The following is a 21099-nucleotide window of genomic DNA, read 5'->3' as shown; positions in this document are numbered from 1 at the left end:
TTTTTTTAGAATGCAGAAGGTTTCAACCGTAAACCTACGGTCTCTTCCAGGTTAAACATTAAATTCATGTTATGGACAGCTTGTCCGCTGGCGCCTTTCAGGAGGTTATCGATGCAGGAAATGATAAGCAGTTTGTCGCCGTGCTTCTCCAGATGGATGAGGCACTTGTTGGTGTTTACCACTTGCTTCAGGTCGATATTCTTCTCCACGATGTGGGTAAAGGAATCTTTGGCGTAATATTCTTCGTACATGCGGACGATTTCTTCCAGGGCCACTTTGGTCTTCACCACAATGGTGGTGAAGATGCCGCGCGGGAAGTCGCCGCGGTAGGGGATGAAGTCAATGTCCGCATCAAAGCTGTTCTGCAGCTGTTTGAGCGATTGCTTGATTTCGGGCACATGCTGGTGCTCGAAAGCTTTGTAGACACTCATGTTGTTGTTGCGCCAGCTGAAGTGGCTCGTGGCGCCCGGTTTCACACCGGCGCCGGTACTTCCGGTAATGGCGTTCACCATGATATCATCATTCAGCATCAGATGTTTGGCAAGCGGTAGCAGCCCCAGCTGTATGCAGGTGGCAAAGCAGCCCGGATTGGCTACGTGCTTCGCTTTGCAGGTGGCACGGCGGTTCAGCTCCGGCAGGCCGTAGATGAAGTCGTGTTCGGGAGAGGCTATGCGGTAGTCCATGGAGAGGTCGATGATTCTCAGTTCCTCGGGCACGTTGTGGCTTTCGAGGAACTTCTTCGTGTCGCCATGTGCCGTACAGAAAAAGAGTACGTCGATTTCTTCCAGCGGGAGCTGGTCGGTAAATACCAAGTCTGTTTCGCCGTACAGTCCTTCGTGTACGTCGGTAATTTTGTTGCCGGCGTTGCTTGAGCTGTTTATGAAAACGATTTCCGCTTCCGGATGGTTGAGCAGCAAACGTATCAGTTCGCCTGCCGTGTATCCGGCTCCGCCGATGATTCCTACTTTAATCATTTCGATAATATCTATTTGGTTCTTGTGGTATAACAATTAGCATTATAATGTATATGGGTATGCCTGCAAATGCAGTAAAGATCGTGGCGAACGTATAAACGATACGCACCAATGAGACATCGAGTCCGAAAAAGTTTGCCAGTCCTGCACATACGCCTGAAAGCATCCTTCCAGTCCGGGGACGTGTCAGTTTTTGCTTCCTGCCGGTCATTTAGATTTTCTCGTCTTTATGATTTGAATAATAAGCACGCAGTGCTGTGGAGGTTACTTTGATGAAGCCCTTGGCATCTTCTGCCGTCCATCCTTTCTGCATCTCACCGTATTCACCAAACTTGTTTTTCACAAGGTCATCTTTGCTTTCTACACCTACGGTAGAAAAGCAGAGCGGGTGAAGTTCGAGGATAGCCGTACCGTTTACGTTGCGTTGCGAGGATTCCAGCATGGCTTCGATGTCGCGCATTACTGGTTCCAGATATTGGCTTTCGTGCAGGAACATGCCATACCAGTTGGCTACCTGGTCCTTCCAGTATTGCTGCCATTTGCTCAAAGTGTACTTCTCGAGGAACTTGTGTGCTCCGATAATCAGCATAGGTGCGGCAGCTTCGAAACCTACGCGGCCTTTGATACCGATAATCGTGTCGCCTACGTGCATGTCGCGACCGATACCGTATGCCGCACCAATCTCTTCTACCTTCTGGATGGCTTTGATGGGGGCGTCGAATGTCTCGTCGTTCACGGCTTTCAGCTCACCTTTTTCAAAAGTGAGGCGCAACTGCTCGCTGCCCTCTTTGGTGCAGTGCTTCAGATAGGCGCTTTCGGGCAACCCTTGCGCGGAATCCAGAATCTCGCCACCGCAAATGGAAGTGCCCCACAAACCTACGTTATAGGAATATTTCAGTTTGGTGAAGTCGGCGGCAAAGCCGTGTTTGTTCAGATAATCAATCTCTTCCTGACGGCTCAGTGCCATGTCGCGTGTCAGCGTGATGATTTCCACGCCCGGAGCCATGACGAGGAAAGTCATGTCAAAACGAATCTGGTCGTTACCCGCACCCGTAGAACCGTGGGCGATGGCATCCGCGCCGATTTCGTTGGCATAACGTGCAATGGCCAATGCTTGGAAGATACGTTCGGAACTTACAGAAATAGGATAGGTACCGTTACGCAAAACATTGCCGAATACCATGTATTTCAAGCTTTTCTCATAGTATTCCTGCGTCACGTCGAGGGTGACGTATTCTTTGGCGCCCAGCTTGTAGGCATTTTCTTCGTTTGTCTTCAACTGTTCAGCACTGAAACCGCCCGTATTGGCACAAGCTGCATATACTTCGTACCCTTTTTCTTTGGTAAGATACATCACCGTAAACGAGGTATCCAAACCTCCGCTGAATGCGACTACTACTTTCTTCTTCTTTTCCATATCCTTAGTATTTTTATATTTTATCCTCTTCGTGCAGCTTCGGGTCGTAAAGCATTGCTGTGCAAATGCAGAATTTACGGTTCTTAGCTACCAATATATCATGGTTTATACAGCCTTCGCAACCTTTCCAGAACGATTCGTCATCGGTCAGTTCGTTGAAGGTGACGGGCACATATCCCAGCTCGGTATTCATTTTCATGACAGCAGCTCCGCTGGTGAGACTGAAAACTTTAGCATTAGGCCAGCGTAGGCGTGCCAGGCGGAAAGAAGCGGTCTTGATACGTTTTGCCAGCCCCAGTCCCCGATATTTGGGGTGTACTATCAAACCGGAGGTTGCTACATATTGCTTGTTACCCCAGCTCTCTATGTAGGTGAAACCGGCAAAATCATCTCCACACAAGGCTATGATGGCCTTTCCTTCTTTCATTTTAGTAGCTACGTATTCGTGTGTGCGTTCTGCGATGCCCGTTCCGCGTACCTTGGCAGCTTCCCGGATGGTATCCAAAATCTTGTCTACGTAAACTTCATGTGAGGCGTCAGCCACCATCACATCAATTTGTTTCGAATCCATTTCTTATTTAATTTCTTGTTTTTTGTTGTTATCTATCATTTAATGTTCGGGATGATTTGCGATAGGAAGCTGCGTACCTCGTCATGTGACGCTGCTTCGTGCACCACCAGCATGATGGTGTCATCTCCGGCAATGGTACCCAGAATGGCGGGACACTCTCGGTTGTCGATGTCGTAGGCCATGCTGCTGGCATATCCGGGCCGGGTACGGATGACGGCAATATTGCCCGAAAATTGAAGTGAAACGAATCCGCTTGTCATCAGCATTTCACTTGCACTCTGGTCGTTCGAACGTTTATACATGATGTTGTTGGGCAGCACATATACGTATTTACCGTTCATGTTCGCTGCTTTCGCTACTTTCAGCTGTTTCAAGTCGCGTGACAAGGTGGCTTGTGTCAGTTCAAAGCCTTCCTTGCTCAAAGCTTGCAACAGTTCTTCCTGAGAACTGACGTCTTTGCTTGAGATAATCATCTTGATGGCGTCTAACCGATTGGCTTTTTTCTTCATTTTCTGTATAATTATTCTAAGAGTAGTGCAAAATTAGGGATTATTTCGGAAAGAATATGCAAAAATGAGAGCTTTTTTATTCTTTTTATACATCGGGCGTACTGTATATGTTGTTTTTGTTCTCTTTGTTGGAGTCTTGTTTGTTCTTTTACGTTATTGGAGATTGTTTCCGTATGTCTTTGGTAAATGTTGATATAATATAGAATAGATATGCAATTGTCAAATCTGACACCCTTTCAATCAAAAACTGTACAAAAATTATATGCATAGAAATAGAATCCCTCAGGTTTTTACGTTGGTCCCAGATTGTTACGTTGCCCCCCCCCTCTCTTATGGTCGGGAAACCGGAGGAGAGGAGGGATGAAATAAAAAAGGCTTAACTTCTAAAAGTTAAGCCTTTTCTGTCGGAATGAGGCGACTCGAACGCCCGACCCCTACGTCCCGAACGTAGTGCGCTACCAACTGCGCTACATTCCGATTGCTTTTGAAAAGTGGTGCCACCAGGAATCGAACCGGGGACACAAGGATTTTCAGTCCTTTGCTCTACCAACTGAGCTATGGCACCTTTTTCGTTTGCGGGTGCAAAGATAAAGAGTTTTTTTTATACCGCAAGGCTTTTTGAGGAAAAATATCTAAAAAAGGTGCCTCTTGCTCTATGGAGCGAGGCACCTTACTTCTAAAAATCATTTGCTATCGAAGACATCAGTCGATATTCGGATTGATGCTGTGCCAGTCTTTGATGGCAGGCAGTACTCCCATTTCTATCACTTCGTCACGAAGTTTGCAGAGGTGGGCATAGCTTTCTTTCAGTTTGGCTTCTTCTTCGGGTGTGCCGTTCAGTTCCTTGTAGTGTACACCGTCTTTGGTAATTTCAGTTTCCATTGCCATCATGATGTGGTCGAAGCCGTGGCTGTGTACATATGTACCGGCAGGCCAGCGGAACGGTTTGCCACCCATCGCTGCAGCTATCATTTCGATAGAGACGTATGCCGGACTCTGGAAGGAAGAACGTCCACGGAGGGCGATGATGTTGGCACCGCCTTTGGTTACCTTAGTCTGGATTTCGACCCACTGCTCTTTAGTCAGGGCAGGGGTACCGATGATATCAAGTAACGGTTTACCGTCCACCTTGGCGGTAGAGGCATATACAGCCATCTGTTCACCATGACCGCCGTAGGTACGGCAATTTTCGATTTTGTCGGGGGCAATGCCGAAGTGCTTGGAAAGTTCACTGCGCAGGCGGGTGCTGTCGAGGGCAGCCAGTGTGGTCACTTGTGAAGGTTTCAGGCCGGAATACAATAGGGTAATCAGACCGGTGATGTCGGCAGGGTTGAAAATGACAACCACGTGCTTCACATCCGGACAGTAGGCTTTTACATTCTTACCGAATTCTTCGGCAATAGCGGCATTGCCTTTCAAAAGGTCTTCGCGGGTCATGCCGGCCTTGCGGGCGGCACCGCCTGATGATACCACATACTTGGCACCGGTCAGCGCTTCTTTGATATCGGAGGTAAATGTGATGTTCATTCCTTCGAATCCGCAGTGGAACAGCTCTTCGGCCACACCTTCCAGTCCGGGAGCATAAGGGTCGTACAGACATAGGTTGGGAGTGAGATGCATCATGATTGCAGTCTGTGCCATGTTTGAACCGATCATGCCGGCTGCGCCGACGATTGTCAATTTGTCATTTGTCAGAAATTCCATAATCTTTTTTATTTAAAGGTGAGTAATATCTTTTCTTGCTGATTGTCACGATACAAAGATAACCCTTTTTGAAGAGAGTTGTTCATAGAAAAAAGTTATCTTTTAGAGCAAAAAGTTATTTCTTCTTTCCGAACTGCTGTATTGTACCTAAATTACTTATCTTTGTTGGGAAAATGAAGATAAGTAAGAAACTATGAGCATTAAGTTAGGAAAGTACAATACGCTGGAAGTGGTGAAGGAGGTAGCCTTCGGCATGTATCTGGACGGTGGCGAAGAAGGTGAAATTCTGCTTCCGTCGCGTTATGTCCCCCAAGACTGTAAGGTGGGAGCCAAACTGAACGTTTTTATATATCTTGATAACGAAGAACGCCTGGTAGCCACTACTCTGACACCATTAGTGCAGGTCGGGCAGTTTGCCTGCTTGGAGGTGGCGTGGATAAACCAGTATGGCGCTTTCCTTAACTGGGGATTGATGAAGGATCTTTTCGTCCCCTTCCGCGAACAGAAAATGAAGATGCAGGTGGGAAAGAAGTATGTGGTTCATGCCCATTTGGATGATGAAAGCTATCGTATCGTGGCATCGGCCAAGGTAGACCGTTATCTTTCCAAAGAGAAGGCCGCCTATGAGTCGGGGCAGGAGGTGGATATCCTGATTTGGCAGAAGACGGATTTGGGATTCAAGGCGATCATCAACGATGAATATAGCGGCTTGCTATATGAGAGCGAGATATTTCAGCCACTGCACACGGGCATGAGGATGAAAGCCTATGTGAAGCAGGTACGTGAAGACGGCAAGATAGACCTGCTGCTTCAAAAAACGGGGCAGGCTAAAGTAGAAGATTTCTCAGCTACGCTGCTGGACTATATCCGTGAACAGGGCGGACGGATAGCTTTGAATGACAAGAGTCCGGCAGAAGAAATCTATGCAACTTTCGGTGTCAGCAAGAAAACCTTCAAAAAGGCTGTGGGAGATTTGTACAAAAAACATCTGGTTGTATTGGAGGAAGATGGAATCAGGATTAGGAATTAGTCCCAGTCATTAGGAATTTCCCTACTTGTAAATAGAGACAATCATTAGGGAGGGGAATTTCCTCTCCCTATTTTTGTCGTACAATAAAAAAGAAAAGTCATGATACGTCATTTGATATTAAGTGTTTGTCTAGTTCTGGTAGCGTTTCCCGCAATAAAAGCGGCGCCCATAGACGGAATCCGTATAGAAAGTCCATACCGTAGAGTGGTGGTATTGGTCGACGGACAGCAGGTTTGCCTGCCTACTTTCAGTTGTTTTGTAGCCAATCTGCGTGGTAGTTGTCGGGTGGAGGTTTATGAAGCGCCATCCCGTGGGGGGAATCCTCGAAGAGGAAAACTCCTATATGATGAACGTGTGCATTGCTCCATCAATGAAGTGGAAGATATTTTCATTCCAGAGGACAAAAGACCTGGTGGAAACTGGGGTACTTCTAATCATCACAAGCCTGGCAGACCCGGTGACAGACCGTCAGGGGGCGGGCAGTATGAACGGGTAATGTCTCCCTCTGCCTTCGAACAGTTTATGGGGCTGATGGAAAAACAGAGTTTCGATTCAGACCGTAAGGAAGTGCTCGACCATGCCTTGCTGACCTCTTGGTTCACTACTGACCAGTGTATCCGTCTGATGGATTTTTATCGTTTCGACAGTGAAAAGAAGCAGTTGATGAAGAAGATTTATCCTAAAATAGTCGATAAACCGAATTTCTATTATGCGATAGACAAGCTGACCTTCTCGTCGGACAAGAACGAGATAAATGCCTTCATCAAACAATATCATGAGAAGAATAACTAAAAAAGGAGGGATTATGAAACGGATTATATTTCTTGCCGCTATGATGAGCACAGCTGTTTGCAGTGCGGCAATGAGCAACAGCAAAGTGCGTAAAGAGACCCGCTTTCTTACGGACAAGATGGCCTATGAATTGAACCTGAATACAGAACAGTATAATGACGTGTACGAAATAAACTATGATTTCATTTCCGGTATACGCTATCTGATGGATGACGTTCTTCGGGGGGAGGAATGGGCCTTGAATCGCTATTACGATTATCTGGATGTGCGCAATGACGATCTTCGATGGGTGCTGAATAACCGGCAGTATGGCCGTTTCATGCAGGCCGCCTATTTTTACCGTCCGGTTTATGTAAGTGGTGGGCGTTGGTCTTTTAGGGTTTACATCACTTACACCAACCATAATCATTTCTATTTCCCGCGGCCGTATCATTACCGTACATATTGCGGTGGGCATTGTCGTACGCACTATCACAACAGCTATTATCGCGGTCGTTACCATCATCCGCACTATACCGGTTCGTGGAGCATTCGGAATGATAAGTCGTACCACACCAGCCGCCGTTCAGATTTCGGTTCGGTGAACATCCGCCCTAATTCGCATAAGCGTCCGGCAGGCAGGGATGATGTATATACCACGCGACGTAGCAACGGTAGTAATAATCGCATTAGTACAGGTACACGTAACAGCAGTACGCGACGTAGTAGTGTGGATAGTGGCAGAAAGTCGAGTAAAGAGAAAATAGAAACCACAAGAACTAAAAATAATGATAAGAGCCCCAGCCGTAGCAGGGTAAAGACGGAAAGTAAGGAAAGAAGAAATGCTTCCGGCGTACGGAATTCCGAAAGCCGTCGCAGCAGCTCTTCAAGCACTACCCGCAGTAGCTCTTCCCGTTCTTCGGAAAATACAAGGAGATAGAAGAACAAAAAACTCCCCTCTCGCCTGCATGAAGCAGGGAGAGGGGAGAATCAAACACAACAACTAAAATTATACTTCGTTTTTTACTCAATCGGTTCTCCTTTATAGAAATCCAGAATCTTGGTACGGAACAGATAGTCATACTTGGCCTGCAGTTCGTCTGATTGGGATTTCATAAGGTTTTGTTTTGCTTCATTGTATTCCACGGCATTTGCTTTACCATTTTCATATTTCTCGCTCATCAGCTTGAAAGATTCTTCGCTGGCAACGGTGGCTGTATGGCTGCTGGTATATTTGCTTTCGGCAGCGGCGGCGTTGTACCATGCTTGCTGGATTTCCTTGTAAAGCGTCTTTTTGGCATCATCCAGTTGCAAGGCATAGTTTTCACGTTGCAGGCGTGCCGTGCGCACCCGGTTACGGGTAGAGAGGCGGTTGAAAATAGGTACGCTGAGGTTGAAGCCTACATATTTGTTGAAGTTATCGTTCATCTGCTGGCTGAAGGTGCGGTCAATGGTAGAATAGTAATTCGTACCGAGGCTACCGTTCAGGCTCAGTTGTGGGTAGTAGTTGCTCTGGGCGATGCGGATGCTGTGCTTGCTGCCTTCCAGACGGAACTGTGCAGCCTGGATGGAGGCTTTGCTTACCATAGCTGTTTGGAATATTTCATCCGGAGGAGTGAGAGGAACCAACTTCAGATTGACTGCCGGAGATTCCAGATTGAACCCTTCAGGTGTTTCCAGCTCGATAAGCTGGCTGAGGTCGAGCAGAGCCAACTTATAATTATTGTTCGTCTGTACCACATTCATCTCGTCTTGTGCCACACGTGCTTTGGCTTCTGCCAGTTCTGCCGGAGAAGCCTTGCCCAGTTCTGCCAGCCGGCTGATACGGACATATTGCTCTTTACTCAGTTGTACTTGTCCCAGCGCCACCTGGTGGAGCTCTTCATTGAACAGCACTTGCAGGTAGGCCGAAGCTATATTGATGGCAATATCTTCCTTGGCTTTGTCCAGGTCGGCAATGGCAGCTTTGAGGTTCAGTTTGGCCAATGCATACTGGTGGGGAATTTCCAGACCGGTAAAAATAGGTATGCTGGTATTGACGGACATGTTGGTTCCGTGACTGCTGGTGTTGACGTATACAGTGGAGTAGTCTCCCGTATCCTCGTTCTTGATGGCTGTTTGCGTACGTCCCCAGTTCCAGCTCTGGCCGGCACTGGCATTCAGGTTCGGCAGTCGTGCCCATTTGGCTGTATTTACCTCGACAGCACTCTGTTCGGCAGCGTTGGCTGTTTGGCGGATACTGATGTTATGCTCGATGGCATAGTCTATGCATTGGCGCAAAGACCAGCGTTCCTGCGCCTGCACTGAGATACTGCCGAATATGGCGAGGTATAAGAATATCTTTTTATTCATGTCGTATATCTTTTTAAGCTATTCCGTTTGTTAATCCTTTTTCTCTGCACCGCGAAGCTTATCCTGGGCACTGATGCCGCTTTTGATGGCAATCTTTATGCCGTCGCTCATGCCGACCTGGATGGGGCGGCGTTCGAACTTTTGTACCGGTACGCTGTCCGTCATTACATATACAAAGGTACTGTCCCCATTGAATTCAACAGTACTTTCCGGAACGGCAAGCGTTTTCTGGGCACGGTCCAATACGATTTCTGCGTTGGCAGAATAGCCGGAACGTATCTGTACGCTGTCCGGTGCGGCAATGGCAGCTTTGATTTCAAACTGGTTGGCACCGTTTTCTTCCACACCCTTCGGAGATATGTATTCCAGTGTGGCATCGAACGAAAGATTCTGCAGGGCGCCGATTGTCAGTTTCACCGGCATACCTTCGTGTACACGGCCCACTTCCGTTTCGTCAATGTTGCCGCGGAAAATCAAATCGTTCATGTTAGCAACGGTAGCGATAGTGGTTCCGTCATTGAAGGTGTTACTCATGATAACCGAGTTACCGACTTTGATGGGCACATCCAGAATCAGACCGGTAATGGTGGAACGAATCAGCGTACTACTGAAAGAGGCGCTGTTCTTGGTGATGCCTTCCTTTACAATTTCCAAGTTGTCTTTTGCAGTCTGCAGTTCCTCGCGTGCTTGCTTTACACTTACCTCTCCTTTTTCATACTCTTCAGCGCTGATAAGCTTGTCGTTGTACAACTTCTGGGTACGTGCGAAGTCTGTTTCGGCTTGGGCAGCGTTGATTTCCGCCAACCGTACGCGGCTTTCGGCTGAGTTTAATGTGCCTAGTTCTGGAATAACCTTCACTTTGGCAATCACTTCGCCTTGTTTTATGCTTTGTCCGGCCTCCTTGTACACTTCAGATATGATACCGGAAATCTGCGGTTTAATGAGTACTTCGTCTCTTGGTTCCACTTTGCCGGTGGCTACGGTGGTCTTTTCGAGGTCTGTCACTTCCGGAACTACTGTTTCGTATACCTTTACTTTAGGTTGGGACTTCTGATATAGGAATATAAATGTCCAGATAAACAAGGCAGCTATTACTACCAATAATGCAATTTTCAGATACTTTTTAGTTCTCATCTTATATTTATGATTTAATTATTTACTATTGATATAGTAACCATTGTTTCATGGTTTACGGTTGATAATCTTTTATAGGTTTATTCATCCCTGATTGCTTCAATTGGTTTGATTGCCATGGCGCGATAGGCAGGTGCCAGTCCGGCAAGCACTCCCAATGCGATGAGGAGGATGCAAGTTCCGATAGCCAGTCCGAATGAAACCTGGTAGTGGGTTTTGATAACTCCAGGGTCGTTGGCAGCCTTTTCAAGTATTTGCAGTACAAATACGGCAAAAGAAATGCCTGCCATACCCGCTATAGTGGTCAGTACCATGCTTTCCGAAAGAATTTGTTGCAGGATGTCTTTAGGACGGGCACCGATGGCACGCCGTATGCCTATTTCCGTAGTACGCTCCTTGACGGTTACCATCATGATATTCGATACGCCGATGGCTCCGGCGAACAATGTACCCAGACCTACCATCCAAATAAGAAAGTGTACTCCGGTCATCAGGTTGTCCATCATAGAGAACATAGCTTCCGCATTCAGGAACATGACGGCTTGTTTGTCATCGGGAGCAATGTAATGCGCTGCTTTTACGAGGCGTTCCACTTCGGGCTGTACGTCTTTTACTTTTATTCCCGGTTTCATGATGAAACATACCACATCCAGTTTCTTTCCGAGGTTGTAGGTCTGCTGCATGGTGGAGAAAGGCAATACAATGGCTTCGGAGGCTTGTCCTTGTATGTTGACATTGCCTTCGGATGAACACATTCCGATAATCCGGTAATAGATTCCGTTCACCCGAACGTATTTGCCGCAGGGGTCTTCTCCCGGTTTAAAGAGACTTTCGTATACACGTTTGCCGATAACACACACTTTACGTGACTCTTTGATGTCGACGTCGTTGATAAAACGGCCGTAAGTCATTTCCTGATGTTCTATCTGCTCATACTCCGGGTACAGCCCCTTTACACTACATTCATATTTGTTTTCTCCATAGACAGCGGTCTGTCCCCAAAGGGCAAATGAAGGCGTGGCGAGTGCGATGCCGTCCACACTGCGCACACGGTCCACATCTTCCATCTCCAAGTCCCACCAGCGTCCCTTGCGGAATCCCTTGTAGGCTTCGCTTGTCTTTTGTGCGGCGATAAAGCCCGAGTTGGTCGCAAATCCTTCGAACTGGGATTTCAGTTCTTCCTGCATGCCTTGTCCGCCACCGATGAGTGCTACCAGCATAAAGATGCCCCAGAATACACCGAATGCAGTCAGCAGGCTTCTTGTCTTGTTTCTTGTTATTGTGATGAGGATTTCCTCACATGTATCTATGTCTATTTTCATAATCTTTAATCTGCTCTAAGTGCTTCGATAGGACTGATACTCACGGCTTTCTTTGCCGGGAAGAATCCGGCAAGTGTACCTGCTATGATGAGGGTCAGTGTGGCTTGGACGGCAATGCTGAGGTCTACGGTGGGATCGGAGAACATGGTCTGCTGGAACATGCCGGCATCCATCGTCTGGTTACCGAAAGCAGAGTTCATCCATTCCGTCACCCCGATGCCTGCCACCATACCGATATAACCGAATAGCGTAGTGATAGTCACGCTTTCCACAATAATCAGCCAAAGGATGGAGAAGGGCTTTGCTCCCAGTGCCTTGCGGATACCGAATTCACGGGTACGTTCTTTAACGGTAATCAGCATGATATTCGATACACCGACAATACCGCTCAACAAGGTAAAGATACCGATAACCCAGATGGCGGTGCGTAGAATACCCATTGCGTTTTGGGCTTGCAGATAGTTGGTGAAACGGTTCCATATCCAGATGGCGCTGTCGTCGGTAGGGTCGAAGCGATGGTTGGTGGCAATGGCTTTACGGTATTCTTTTTCAAAGGCCTCATTGCTTTCTATACTGCTCAGGTTCTTGGTCGTGAAGATGATGTTATTCAACTTGTCTCCTTTATTGTAGATGGTCTGTAAGGTGGAGAAAGGAATGTAGGCCTCGTTTGCCTCGCGGTCTCCCTGGTCATTGTAGAGCCCCACTACCTGATAGGCCACTCCACCTGCATTGACAAATTGTCCGATAGGTTCGGTATGTGTTTTGCCGAAGAGGATATCTGCGGATTTCTTATGGAGGATGATTACTTTACGCCGGTCTTTCAGATCGCTGTGGTTGATGAAACGTCCGTCTGCCGTCTTCACGGTTTCCACTTCTGTGTAGTTAGGGTATACGCCCAGCAGGGAGATATTGATATATTCTTGTCCAAAACTGACGTTTACATTGCTCTGGCGTACTGTGGCACCGGCACTAATGACATTTTCTGTAAATTGCTTTTCCGTGTCGTCCATGTCCCGATTGTCCAGTTGGATGAAACGTCCTTCCTTCAGACCGTCGTATGATTTGGTAGTCCAGCCGGGAAAAATGCGGATGGAGTTCAAGGCACGTTCCGACGCATTCTGTTCGAAAGCATGTATGATGCCGTTCCCGGCTCCGAGCAATACGATGAGCATGAAGATGCCCCATGCTACGGCAAAGCCCGTCAGGAACGTACGCAGCTTGTTACGTTTGATGGTTCCGTATATTTCTTGCCAAAGGTCTATCATTGATAATTAAAGATTAAGAATTAAAAATTAAAGAAAGAAGGGAAAGAGGGCTCTTCCTTCATTATTTCATGAACCCGTCTTTTCCGAACGGGCTTGCATCGTGATTCAAGTTTGTTTCGATGCTGCCTATGACGCCGTCTTTGATGTGGATAATCTTGTCCGTCTGGTTGGCAACGCCGCTTTCGTGGGTCACGACTACGATGGTCATGCCCGTATCGTGCAGTTCCTTCAGAATCTGCATCACCTCTACGGAAGTCTTGCTGTCGAGCGCGCCGGTAGGTTCGTCGGCAAGGATAATCTGCGGCTGGGTGATGAGGGCGCGGGCGATGGCTACACGCTGTTTCTGTCCGCCGGACATTTCGTTGGGCATGTGGTGTGCCCAGTCTTTTAAGCCCAGGCGGTCGAGGTACTCCAATGCCATCGCATTGCGTTTCCGTCGGCTCACTCCTTGATAAAAGAGGGGAAGTGCCACATTTTCTACTGCGTTCTTGAATGAAATCAGATTGAAGGACTGGAAGATGAAGCCAATCATGCGGTTGCGGTACTCGGCAGCCTTCGTCTCGCTGAGATTTTTGATAAGAGTACCGTTCAGATAGTATTCTCCGGTGTCATAATTATCCAGAATGCCCAGTATATTGAGTAAAGTGGACTTTCCCGAACCCGATGAGCCCATGATGGAAACAAATTCACCCTTCTGAATGTCGAGGTTGATGCCTTTGAGCACGTGCAGTGGTGCTCCGTTGTAATAGGTCTTGTTAATGTCTTTTAGTTGTATCACTGTTTTCCCTGTTTTTTTGCTTTACTCTTATTAATTTTCACTATTAGACGCAGCTATGCTACGAAAAGTTGCAAAAGTTGCAAACTTTTTTAAAAAAAGATTTTGCAGTGTCGTTTTTCTTTGTGATTTTTGTAACCATGAATATGATTAACTAACCCTTTAAACAAACGTAGTATCATGAATTCAAACATGGAAAAGCCCTATGTAGTGGGCATTGACATAGGCGGAACGAACACCGTCTTTGGTATTGTAGACGCACGCGGAACTATTATTGCAAGCAGTTCCATCAAAACCGGAGCTTATGAAGACGTCAATGATTATGTAGACGAAGTTTGCAAGAATCTGTTGCCGCTCATTATTGCCAATGGCGGTGTAGACAAGATAAAAGGTATCGGTATCGGCGCTCCTAACGGAAACTATTACAGCGGTACCATTGAGTTTGCTCCGAATCTTCCTTGGAAGGGCGTAATTCCTTTGGCTGCCATGTTTGAGGAGCGTTTGGGTATTCCTACCGCTTTGACAAACGACGCCAATGCTGCCGGTATCGGTGAAATGACTTACGGTGCGGCTCGCGGTATGAAAGACTTTATCATGATTACGCTGGGCACCGGTGTAGGTAGCGGTATCGTTATTAACGGTCAGATGGTATATGGCCATGACGGTTTTGCCGGAGAGTTGGGACATACTATTATCCGTCGTGAAAACGGTCGTCTCTGCGGATGCGGACGTCACGGTTGTCTGGAAACTTACTGCTCGGCTACGGGTGTGGCACGTTCTGCCCGTGAGTTCCTGACCAAGAGTACCGAGCCAAGCTTGTTGCGCGACATTCCAGCAGAAAACATTACTTCCAAGGATGTGTATGATGCAGCTGTGAAGGGCGACAAGATTGCTCAAGACATTTTTGAGTTTACCGGAACTATCTTGGGTGAGGCTTTGGCCGATTTCATTGCTTTCTCCAGCCCGGAAGCTATCGTACTGTTCGGTGGTCTGGCAAAAGCGGGCGACTATATCTTCAAGCCTATCCAGAAAGCCATTGATGACAATGTATTGAATATCTACAAAGGCAAGACTAAGTTGCTGGCTTCCGAGTTGAAGGACTCTGATGCCGCTGTGCTGGGTGCCAGTGCATTGGGCTGGGAGCTGAGAGATACCAAGTAATCGATATCAGGGAAACTGATAAAGGAGGGGGATGTGTCAAAACTCCCCTTTTCTCGAAATCACCCTCGCTACAACTACCTGTGGCGAGGGTGATTTTTAGTTTAGGAGAGTTTCGACACACCTTTTTTCTTTAGTGGCACATATTCCTCAGCAATAAAGTTATGTCACAAGTTGCTTCCACACTTCCACCCATTCTCTGTATCCCTTTATTCATCGGGGTTGCGGATGCTGTGGAAGCAACTTGAAAAGGTGGAAGCAAAAGTTGCTTCCACCTTAAATTTACACCAAATAATCTATTAATATATTGTAGTACAATAAATTAATAGGATCTGGAGCAATTTGCCAATATCGTGTAAACAAGCTATTGGTTTCCTGCAAACACGGTATTAACTTTGTAAAAGCCCGTGCGATAATAGGTGGAAGCCAGGCATTCGGTATGGATAAGATAGGTATTCAGTATGGAAAAGCTATGCCTATGACAGCTGTTTAACGGCCGTGAGGCGCTCGTCTAACGGCCATAAAGCACCTTGTTGACGGTCGTTAGCAGAGCGTCTCACGGCCGTTGGGCGCTGATAAACTAACATATCAGCAAGAAGGAAGGCTTATGTGAAAGGAAAGGAGCGCAGGCTTACAATGTTTTGAATGAGGGAGTAGCAGTAGAGTATCGCATGGTGTGTATGCCTACTGTGTATATCACTAAAAAAGGGAAACTGACATTGTCAGTTTCCCTTTTTTATTTCGAAATAGGAGTCTGGAATTAACCGTTAACTCTTTTTTCTTTGATTCTTGCTTTCTTACCGGTAAGAGCGCGCAGGTAGTACAGTTTAGCGCGACGAACTTTACCCACCTTGTTCACTTCGATGCTGTCGATAGCCGGTGATTCAATCGGGAAAATACGTTCTACGCCTATGGTTCCTGACATCTTACGTACTGTAAAACGCTTCTTGTCTCCATGTCCGGCAATCTTGATAACAACACCACGGTACAGCTGTACACGTTCCTTGTTACCCTCGACAATACGATATGCTACTGTTACAGTGTCACCTGCCTTGAAGCTCGGGTGCTGTTTTCCGGTAGCAAATGCTTCTTCTGCAATTTTAATTAAATCCATTGTTTTTATTATTAAATTGTTTCATCGTTACAACGCAACATACCAGGCTTCTCTCTTGGTGTCCTGACAGCGATTGCGCGAAAGCGGTGCAAAGGAACGAATTATTTGCCAGATACACAAGTGCTTCAAGCTTTTTTTCGCCAGTTGGGATGATTTTTGAGCGTTTCATTCTGCTAAACGCAAGTCTAAATAATCGGTTAATTGTGTGGCTCAGTCGCAAAAGAAAAGTATATTTGTAGCAATTTAAAACTAAATGAATATGAAGAAACAAACTTTCAGTCTCCTTGCGGGGGCAGTGTTGGCGGTTGCACTTCTATTGGTTTCCTGCCATTCTTCCTACGAAGTGACCAAGGTAGAGGGAGGCAGAATTCCCATGAACTCTGTCTGGGATGCCGAGCCGGATGCCGAAGCCGTGGCTCTGCTGGCGCCTTACAAGGCCCGGATGGACAGCGTTATGTATCATGTGGTGGGAACCGCAGAAATGTCGATGGACAGATTCCGGCCCGAAAGCCTTTTATCCAATCTGATTGCAGATGTACTGCGTGAGGCTGCGGTGGAAGTGCTGGGCAAACCGGCAGATATGGGGCTAATCAATATCGGTGGAATCCGGAATTCCCTGACGGAAGGAGATATCACTACCGAAAACATCTATGAGATATTGCCTTTTGAGAATTCGCTCTGTGTGCTGACGATGAAAGGCTCTGCCATGAAGCACTTGTTTGAAAACATTGCGGTGAGACTTGGTGAAGGGGTGAGTGGTATACAGTTGGAAATCAGCAAGGATGGCAAGCTGCTCCAGGCTTCCATTGCCGGCAAGCCGGTGGAGGATGACCGTGACTATACGGTTGCCACGATTGATTATCTGGCTGATGGAAACGATGGAATGACGGCTTTCCTGCAGGCGGATAAAAGGGAGTGCCCGGATGGGGCTACACTGCGTGGTCTGTTCATGAAGTATGTGGAGAAGCAGACGGCAGCCGGCAAGAAGGTGACTTCGCGCATGGAGGGAAGAGTGGTCGTTAAAGAGTAAGCATTAAAAAAACAGAAGTTCTATGAAACATATGTATTCCTTGGCAGCCCTGCTGCTTTTCATGCTCCCCGCATCGGCACAGCAAGAGGGGCGTGTCATTACTGAAGAACCCCTTTGCCTGGTGTCCGCCGATTCTGTATCGTCCGGCCAATCCGGAAAACAACTGTTTATCCTGCACACCAGCGATACGCACAGCCGTATAGAACCCATCAGCGCCGAGGCTGCCGACGAGTATGCCGGGATGGGCGGTGTGGTGCGCCGTGCCGGTTTTGTAAAGCAGTTTCGCGGCAAGCATCCGGATATGTTGCTGCTGGATTGCGGAGACATCTCGCAAGGTACCCCTTATTATAACTTTTTCAAAGGCGAGCTGGAGGTCAAGATGATGAACCTCATGGGCTATGATGCCATGACGATAGGTAATCATGAATTTGATTTCGGACTTGAGAATATGGCGGAATTGTTCCGTATGGCGGATTTTCCCGTGGTCTGTTCCAATTATGACGTGACGGGTACGGTACTCGAAGGGCTGGTGAAGCCTTATATCACCTTGGTGCGCGAAGGGGTGAAAATCGGAATCTTCGGCCTGGCCCCCAAGATGGAAGGGCTGGTGCAGGCGGATAAATGCATAGGCATTGTCTACAACGACCCGATAAAGGTGGCCCAAGAAATGACAGACCTTCTCAGGGAGAAGGAGAATTGCGAGGTTGTGATTTGCATGTCTCATTTGGGTATCCGCAGTGCAAATCCCGAAGGCGCTTCCGACGAGAACCTGGTAGGCAAGACGCGTGGCATTGATGTCATTTTGGGAGGACATTCGCATACTTTTATGGAAAAGCCTGCCGTTTATCTGAATGCGGACGGCAAGAGCGTTCCCGTGCTGCACACCGGAAAGAGTGGCATCTACGTAGGAGAAATGGTACTTACTTTAACTGAAAAATAGCATGATGAAAAGACTCACCCTCCTTTTATGGGTTGCAGGATTGTTTATATTGGGATTATCTTCACTTCACGCCCAGACGGGAGGCCCGTTTCTTCCTTCGGCTGCAGACAACCGGTGCCGGCAATGGGTGGACTCCGTGTTGTCAGGTCTGAATGTACACGAAAAAGTGGGGCAGCTCATCGTTGCCACCATTCCGGCCAGAGCAGACAAGGCCACGAAAAAGCAGATGCGCGAGCTGGTAAAGAAATACAAGGTCGGTGGCTTGCTGTTTTCCGAAGGTACTCCGGAAGAGCAGGCTATCTTGACCAATATGGCCCGGAAGGATGCCAAGATTCCCGTTATGGTTACTTTCGATGGAGAGTGGGGACTGTCAATGAGGCTGAAAGGCGCTCCGGACTATCCCCGTAATGCCGCCTTGGGATGTATCGAGGACAATGGCCTGATTGAAGAATATGGACGTGAGGTGGCCCGCCAGTTCCGCGAATTGGGGGTACACGTCAATTTTGCACCCGATGCGGATGTCAATACGAATCCGCTGAACCCGGTGATACACGTACGCTCCTTTGGCGAGAACCCGCAGCGGGTGGCGGAAAAGGTGGTGGCATACAGCCGTGGGCTCGAAAGCGGGGGCATACTTTCCGTTTGCAAGCATTTCCCCGGGCATGGCGATACGGATGTGGATTCTCATAAGGCGCTTCCCGCCTTGCACTACGACCGTGCACGCCTGGACAGTGTGGAACTTTATCCCTTCAAGGAAATGGTACGTGCCGGATTGGGGGGTGTCATGGTAGGCCATCTGCAAGTGCAGGCGCTGGACCCGGACGGGGTGACTCCTTCTTCCTTGTCGCGGAATGTGGTGACCGGGCTGTTGAAGGATGAACTCGGCTTTAAAGGGCTGGTGTTTACCGATGCCTTGGACATGAAGGGTGTGTCTGCCATTCCGCAGGTAACTACCAAAGCGCTGCTGGCGGGAAATGATATGGTGCTGGTACAGTTCAATACGAAGAATGCGGTGCAGGAGCTGGTAGATGCAGTGGAGTCGGGACAACTGAGTAAGGACGAACTTGATGCCAAGTGCCGCAAGGTATTGATGTACAAGTATATGCTTGGCTTGAGAAACCGCCAGCCGCAACTTCGGGTCAGCGGAATGAGCTATCGCATCAATACGGAGGAAGCGCAGGCGTTGGCTGCCAAGTTGCGCCGTTCGGCAGTGACTGTATTGAACAATTATTTCGATGTCCTCCCGCTGGCACCGGTGGAAGGTGATATTGCCGTGCTCAGCATCGGAGAGAAGGAGGCAGATGCTCCCTTTGTGGAAGCTATGAAAAAGAATGCAGGCATCAGCCATTTCCACTTGCCTTGGAATGCCGATGAGGCTCTCTGGCAGGAAGTGCAGGGGCAGTTGGCTGCTTTCCGTCGCGTGGTTATCAGCATCACCGGTTCGGCTTATGTCAGCGACCGTGATGTGGCCTTTCTGGAAGGCTTGAACCTGCGTGCTCCGCTGGTCTATACTTTTTTTACCTCTTACCGTACATTGCAACCTCTGATGCCCGCACTTGCCAAATCTAGCGCTGTGGTGCTGGCACATTCGGCAGAGACGGATTTGCAGCAATACGTGGTTGATGTTCTTTTTGCCAAAAAGCCGGCCAGTGGCAGAATGTCGATGAGTATCGGTAAACTGTTTCCAGCGGGAACGGGCTGTATGATTGAACCGGGCATGAAACCGGGGAAGACTGTTCCGGAAGATTACGGCATGAAATCGTATGTGCTGCAAAGTATCGATGCCGTTGCCCGGAAGGGACTGGAAGCGGGAGCTTATCCCGGTTGCCGCGTGCTGGTGTGGAAAGACGGACTGCCGGTATATGACAAAGGCTTCGGAACCCACTCTGATAAGGATACCACTACTGTCCGTTCTTCGGACCTTTTTGATTTGGCTTCGCTGACCAAGACTACGGCTACGTTGCTTGCCGTCATGAAACTGTATGATGAGGGCAAGATAAAACTGGATGACAAGGTTTCCGCTTATCTGCCCTTCTTGCGCAATGGCAACAAGCGGAACATTACCATCCGCGAACTTTTGTTCCACGAATCGGGGCTTCCTCCCTATATCCGCTTCTACCTGGACATCATAGACCCGAATTCGGTACACGGTCCGTACTCCCAGAGTTGGGTGGACGAGTGGCATCGTACGCAGGTAAGCGAGCATAGCTATTATTGTTCCGATTTTAAGTTCCGGAAAGGGATGGTGTCCGACAAGAATACACCGGTCTATACCCTGCACATGGCAGATGGCATGTGGCTGAACAAGAGTTTCAAGAATTCTATCCTTCAGCGGATAGCCAAGTGCGAGTTGGATGGCAAACGTTATGTTTACAGCGACCTCGGCTTCGTGCTGTTGCAGCAGGTAGTGGAGAAGGTGACGGAGCTGCCGATGGATTTGTACCTTGCCCGTGAGTTCTATGCCCCGATGGGATTGCAACGTACTATGTTTCTGCCTTTGACGAAGTTCACCAAAGCGGAAATCATGCCCACGGCATCCAATGACTTCCTGCGTCGCCAGGATATATGCGGATATGTGCATGACGAGACTGCTGCCTGCATGGGTGGGGTGTCCGGTAATGCAGGACTTTTCTCTACGGCCGAAGAGGTGGCAAAGGTTTATCAAATGTTGCTGAACGGCGGTGAATTCAATGGCAAGCGTTTCTTGAGTGAGGCAACCTGCCGTTTGTTTACGACGGAGAAATCTGCCATCAGCCGTCGCGGTCTGGGATTCGACAAGCCGGATGTATCCATTGTGAAGCGCAGCCCTTGTGCTCCTTCCGCTCCGGAAGCAGTATATGGACATACCGGATTTACCGGTACTTGTGCTTGGGTGGACCCGGAAAACAAGACAGTGTATGTATTCCTCAGCAACCGCTTGTGCCCCAATGTATGGAACACGAAACTGGGTGACATGAATATAAGAAGAGATATCCAGGAATTGATTTATAAAAGTATTATTCCGCAAATCCCCTAAAAACAATCTATCTATAA

Annotated in this window: 19 protein-coding genes and 2 tRNA genes; 7 read left to right on the top strand and 14 right to left on the bottom strand. The window is 48.0% G+C overall.

Annotated features, from left to right (window positions below):
• Positions 1-5: 5 nt before the first annotated feature.
• The 8 genes from argC to EYA81_RS06540 form a co-directional block, all read right to left on the bottom strand.
• The gene (gene argC / locus EYA81_RS06575; RefSeq protein WP_005825122.1) at positions 6-974 is read right to left on the bottom strand and encodes an N-acetyl-gamma-glutamyl-phosphate reductase; all 969 of its coding nucleotides are present in this window, start codon (positions 972-974) and stop codon (positions 6-8) included.
• A complete protein-coding gene (locus tag EYA81_RS06570; protein ID WP_005825120.1) occupies positions 967-1185 on the bottom strand; it encodes a PspC domain-containing protein in 219 nt (72 codons plus the stop codon). The genes argC and EYA81_RS06570 overlap by 8 nt, the downstream gene beginning before the upstream one ends.
• On the bottom strand, positions 1186-2391 hold the full coding sequence (locus tag EYA81_RS06565) for an argininosuccinate synthase (protein ID WP_117600278.1): 1206 nt from the start codon (positions 2389-2391) through the stop codon (positions 1186-1188). It lies immediately after the preceding gene.
• A gap of 13 nt (positions 2392-2404) precedes the next feature.
• Positions 2405-2962, bottom strand: a complete 558-nt coding sequence (locus EYA81_RS06560; RefSeq protein WP_005825115.1) for a GNAT family N-acetyltransferase — start codon at positions 2960-2962, stop codon at positions 2405-2407.
• Positions 2963-2997: 35 nt separating this feature from the next.
• Complete coding sequence (argR, locus tag EYA81_RS06555; protein ID WP_005825113.1) at positions 2998-3471, bottom strand: arginine repressor; 474 nt, start codon at positions 3469-3471, stop codon at positions 2998-3000.
• Between the two features lie 404 nt (positions 3472-3875).
• Positions 3876-3948, bottom strand: a tRNA-Pro gene (locus EYA81_RS06550).
• Between the two features lie 15 nt (positions 3949-3963).
• Positions 3964-4036 (bottom strand) — tRNA-Phe (locus EYA81_RS06545).
• A gap of 137 nt (positions 4037-4173) precedes the next feature.
• On the bottom strand, positions 4174-5175 hold the full coding sequence (locus tag EYA81_RS06540) for a malate dehydrogenase (protein WP_025833211.1): 1002 nt from the start codon (positions 5173-5175) through the stop codon (positions 4174-4176).
• 193 nt (positions 5176-5368) lie between these two features.
• Here EYA81_RS06540 and EYA81_RS06535 point away from each other — a divergent pair, with 193 nt between their 5' ends.
• From EYA81_RS06535 to EYA81_RS06525, 3 genes are all read left to right on the top strand, one after another.
• Entirely contained in the window at positions 5369-6205 is an 837-nt protein-coding gene (locus tag EYA81_RS06535) for a S1 RNA-binding domain-containing protein (protein ID WP_117878924.1), read from the top strand.
• A 99-nt stretch (positions 6206-6304) separates the two neighbouring features.
• A complete protein-coding gene (locus tag EYA81_RS06530; protein ID WP_117601214.1) occupies positions 6305-6997 on the top strand; it encodes a DUF4476 domain-containing protein in 693 nt (230 codons plus the stop codon).
• Positions 6998-7010: 13 nt separating this feature from the next.
• Positions 7011-7916, top strand: coding sequence for a hypothetical protein (locus tag EYA81_RS06525; RefSeq protein ID WP_131225534.1), 906 nt, complete (start codon positions 7011-7013; stop codon positions 7914-7916).
• An 83-nt stretch (positions 7917-7999) separates the two neighbouring features.
• Here the strand turns inward: EYA81_RS06525 and EYA81_RS06520 are convergent, their stop codons facing one another.
• The 5 genes from EYA81_RS06520 to EYA81_RS06500 form a co-directional block, all read right to left on the bottom strand.
• Positions 8000-9328: a TolC family protein gene (locus EYA81_RS06520; RefSeq protein WP_131225533.1), complete on the bottom strand. Its 1329-nt coding sequence runs from the start codon at positions 9326-9328 to the stop codon at positions 8000-8002.
• Between the two features lie 30 nt (positions 9329-9358).
• Positions 9359-10462: an efflux RND transporter periplasmic adaptor subunit gene (locus EYA81_RS06515; protein ID WP_117601217.1), complete on the bottom strand. Its 1104-nt coding sequence runs from the start codon at positions 10460-10462 to the stop codon at positions 9359-9361.
• Positions 10463-10542: 80 nt separating this feature from the next.
• Entirely contained in the window at positions 10543-11784 is a 1242-nt protein-coding gene (locus EYA81_RS06510; protein ID WP_117601218.1) for an ABC transporter permease, read from the bottom strand.
• Positions 11785-11789: 5 nt separating this feature from the next.
• A complete protein-coding gene (locus tag EYA81_RS06505; protein WP_117601219.1) occupies positions 11790-13049 on the bottom strand; it encodes an ABC transporter permease in 1260 nt (419 codons plus the stop codon).
• 61 nt (positions 13050-13110) lie between these two features.
• Positions 13111-13827, bottom strand: coding sequence for an ABC transporter ATP-binding protein (locus EYA81_RS06500; RefSeq protein WP_117601220.1), 717 nt, complete (start codon positions 13825-13827; stop codon positions 13111-13113).
• A 177-nt stretch (positions 13828-14004) separates the two neighbouring features.
• Between EYA81_RS06500 and EYA81_RS06495 the strand changes: the two genes are divergently transcribed.
• A complete protein-coding gene (locus EYA81_RS06495; protein WP_117601221.1) occupies positions 14005-14985 on the top strand; it encodes an ROK family protein in 981 nt (326 codons plus the stop codon).
• Between the two features lie 757 nt (positions 14986-15742).
• Here EYA81_RS06495 and rplS read toward each other — a convergent pair.
• Positions 15743-16096, bottom strand: a complete 354-nt coding sequence (gene rplS / locus EYA81_RS06490) for a 50S ribosomal protein L19 (protein WP_004292313.1) — start codon at positions 16094-16096, stop codon at positions 15743-15745.
• Between the two features lie 259 nt (positions 16097-16355).
• Between rplS and EYA81_RS06485 the strand changes: the two genes are divergently transcribed.
• Genes EYA81_RS06485 through EYA81_RS06475 form a run of 3 tightly spaced genes read left to right on the top strand, consistent with a single transcriptional unit; the run spans position 16356 to position 21082 of the window.
• The gene (locus EYA81_RS06485; RefSeq protein WP_016273980.1) at positions 16356-17126 is read left to right on the top strand and encodes a 5'-nucleotidase C-terminal domain-containing protein; all 771 of its coding nucleotides are present in this window, start codon (positions 16356-16358) and stop codon (positions 17124-17126) included.
• Between the two features lie 22 nt (positions 17127-17148).
• On the top strand, positions 17149-18066 hold the full coding sequence (locus tag EYA81_RS06480; RefSeq protein ID WP_005825055.1) for a bifunctional UDP-sugar hydrolase/5'-nucleotidase: 918 nt from the start codon (positions 17149-17151) through the stop codon (positions 18064-18066).
• Between the two features lies 1 nt (position 18067).
• A complete protein-coding gene (locus EYA81_RS06475; RefSeq protein WP_061411771.1) occupies positions 18068-21082 on the top strand; it encodes a glycoside hydrolase family 3 N-terminal domain-containing protein in 3015 nt (1004 codons plus the stop codon).
• Positions 21083-21099: the final 17 nt, after the last annotated feature.

It is taken from the genome of Bacteroides sp. A1C1 (genome assembly GCF_004328515.1).
GTDB lineage: Bacteria > Bacteroidota > Bacteroidia > Bacteroidales > Bacteroidaceae > Bacteroides > Bacteroides uniformis.
This window is presented reverse-complemented; position numbering and strand designations above follow the sequence as displayed.

Bases quoted from the DNA above. Each gene is read 5' to 3' on its own strand.
- rplS (WP_004292313.1), bottom strand. From the start codon at position 16,096: ATGGATTTAATTAAAATTGCAGAAGAAGCATTTGCTACCGGAAAACAG.
- EYA81_RS06510 (WP_117601218.1), bottom strand. From the start codon at position 11,784: ATGAAAATAGACATAGATACATGTGAGGAAATCCTCATCACAATAACA.
- EYA81_RS06560 (WP_005825115.1), bottom strand. From the start codon at position 2,962: ATGGATTCGAAACAAATTGATGTGATGGTGGCTGACGCCTCACATGAA.
- EYA81_RS06515 (WP_117601217.1), bottom strand. From the start codon at position 10,462: ATGAGAACTAAAAAGTATCTGAAAATTGCATTATTGGTAGTAATAGCT.
- EYA81_RS06485 (WP_016273980.1), top strand. From the start codon at position 16,356: ATGAAGAAACAAACTTTCAGTCTCCTTGCGGGGGCAGTGTTGGCGGTT.
- EYA81_RS06480 (WP_005825055.1), top strand. From the start codon at position 17,149: ATGAAACATATGTATTCCTTGGCAGCCCTGCTGCTTTTCATGCTCCCC.
- EYA81_RS06535 (WP_117878924.1), top strand. From the start codon at position 5,369: ATGAGCATTAAGTTAGGAAAGTACAATACGCTGGAAGTGGTGAAGGAG.
- EYA81_RS06525 (WP_131225534.1), top strand. From the start codon at position 7,011: ATGAAACGGATTATATTTCTTGCCGCTATGATGAGCACAGCTGTTTGC.
- EYA81_RS06565 (WP_117600278.1), bottom strand. From the start codon at position 2,391: ATGGAAAAGAAGAAGAAAGTAGTAGTCGCATTCAGCGGAGGTTTGGAT.
- EYA81_RS06495 (WP_117601221.1), top strand. From the start codon at position 14,005: ATGAATTCAAACATGGAAAAGCCCTATGTAGTGGGCATTGACATAGGC.
- argR (WP_005825113.1), bottom strand. From the start codon at position 3,471: ATGAAGAAAAAAGCCAATCGGTTAGACGCCATCAAGATGATTATCTCA.
- EYA81_RS06530 (WP_117601214.1), top strand. From the start codon at position 6,305: ATGATACGTCATTTGATATTAAGTGTTTGTCTAGTTCTGGTAGCGTTT.
- EYA81_RS06570 (WP_005825120.1), bottom strand. From the start codon at position 1,185: ATGACCGGCAGGAAGCAAAAACTGACACGTCCCCGGACTGGAAGGATG.
- EYA81_RS06540 (WP_025833211.1), bottom strand. From the start codon at position 5,175: ATGGAATTTCTGACAAATGACAAATTGACAATCGTCGGCGCAGCCGGC.
- EYA81_RS06520 (WP_131225533.1), bottom strand. From the start codon at position 9,328: ATGAATAAAAAGATATTCTTATACCTCGCCATATTCGGCAGTATCTCA.
- argC (WP_005825122.1), bottom strand. From the start codon at position 974: ATGATTAAAGTAGGAATCATCGGCGGAGCCGGATACACGGCAGGCGAA.
- EYA81_RS06505 (WP_117601219.1), bottom strand. From the start codon at position 13,049: ATGATAGACCTTTGGCAAGAAATATACGGAACCATCAAACGTAACAAG.
- EYA81_RS06475 (WP_061411771.1), top strand. From the start codon at position 18,068: ATGATGAAAAGACTCACCCTCCTTTTATGGGTTGCAGGATTGTTTATA.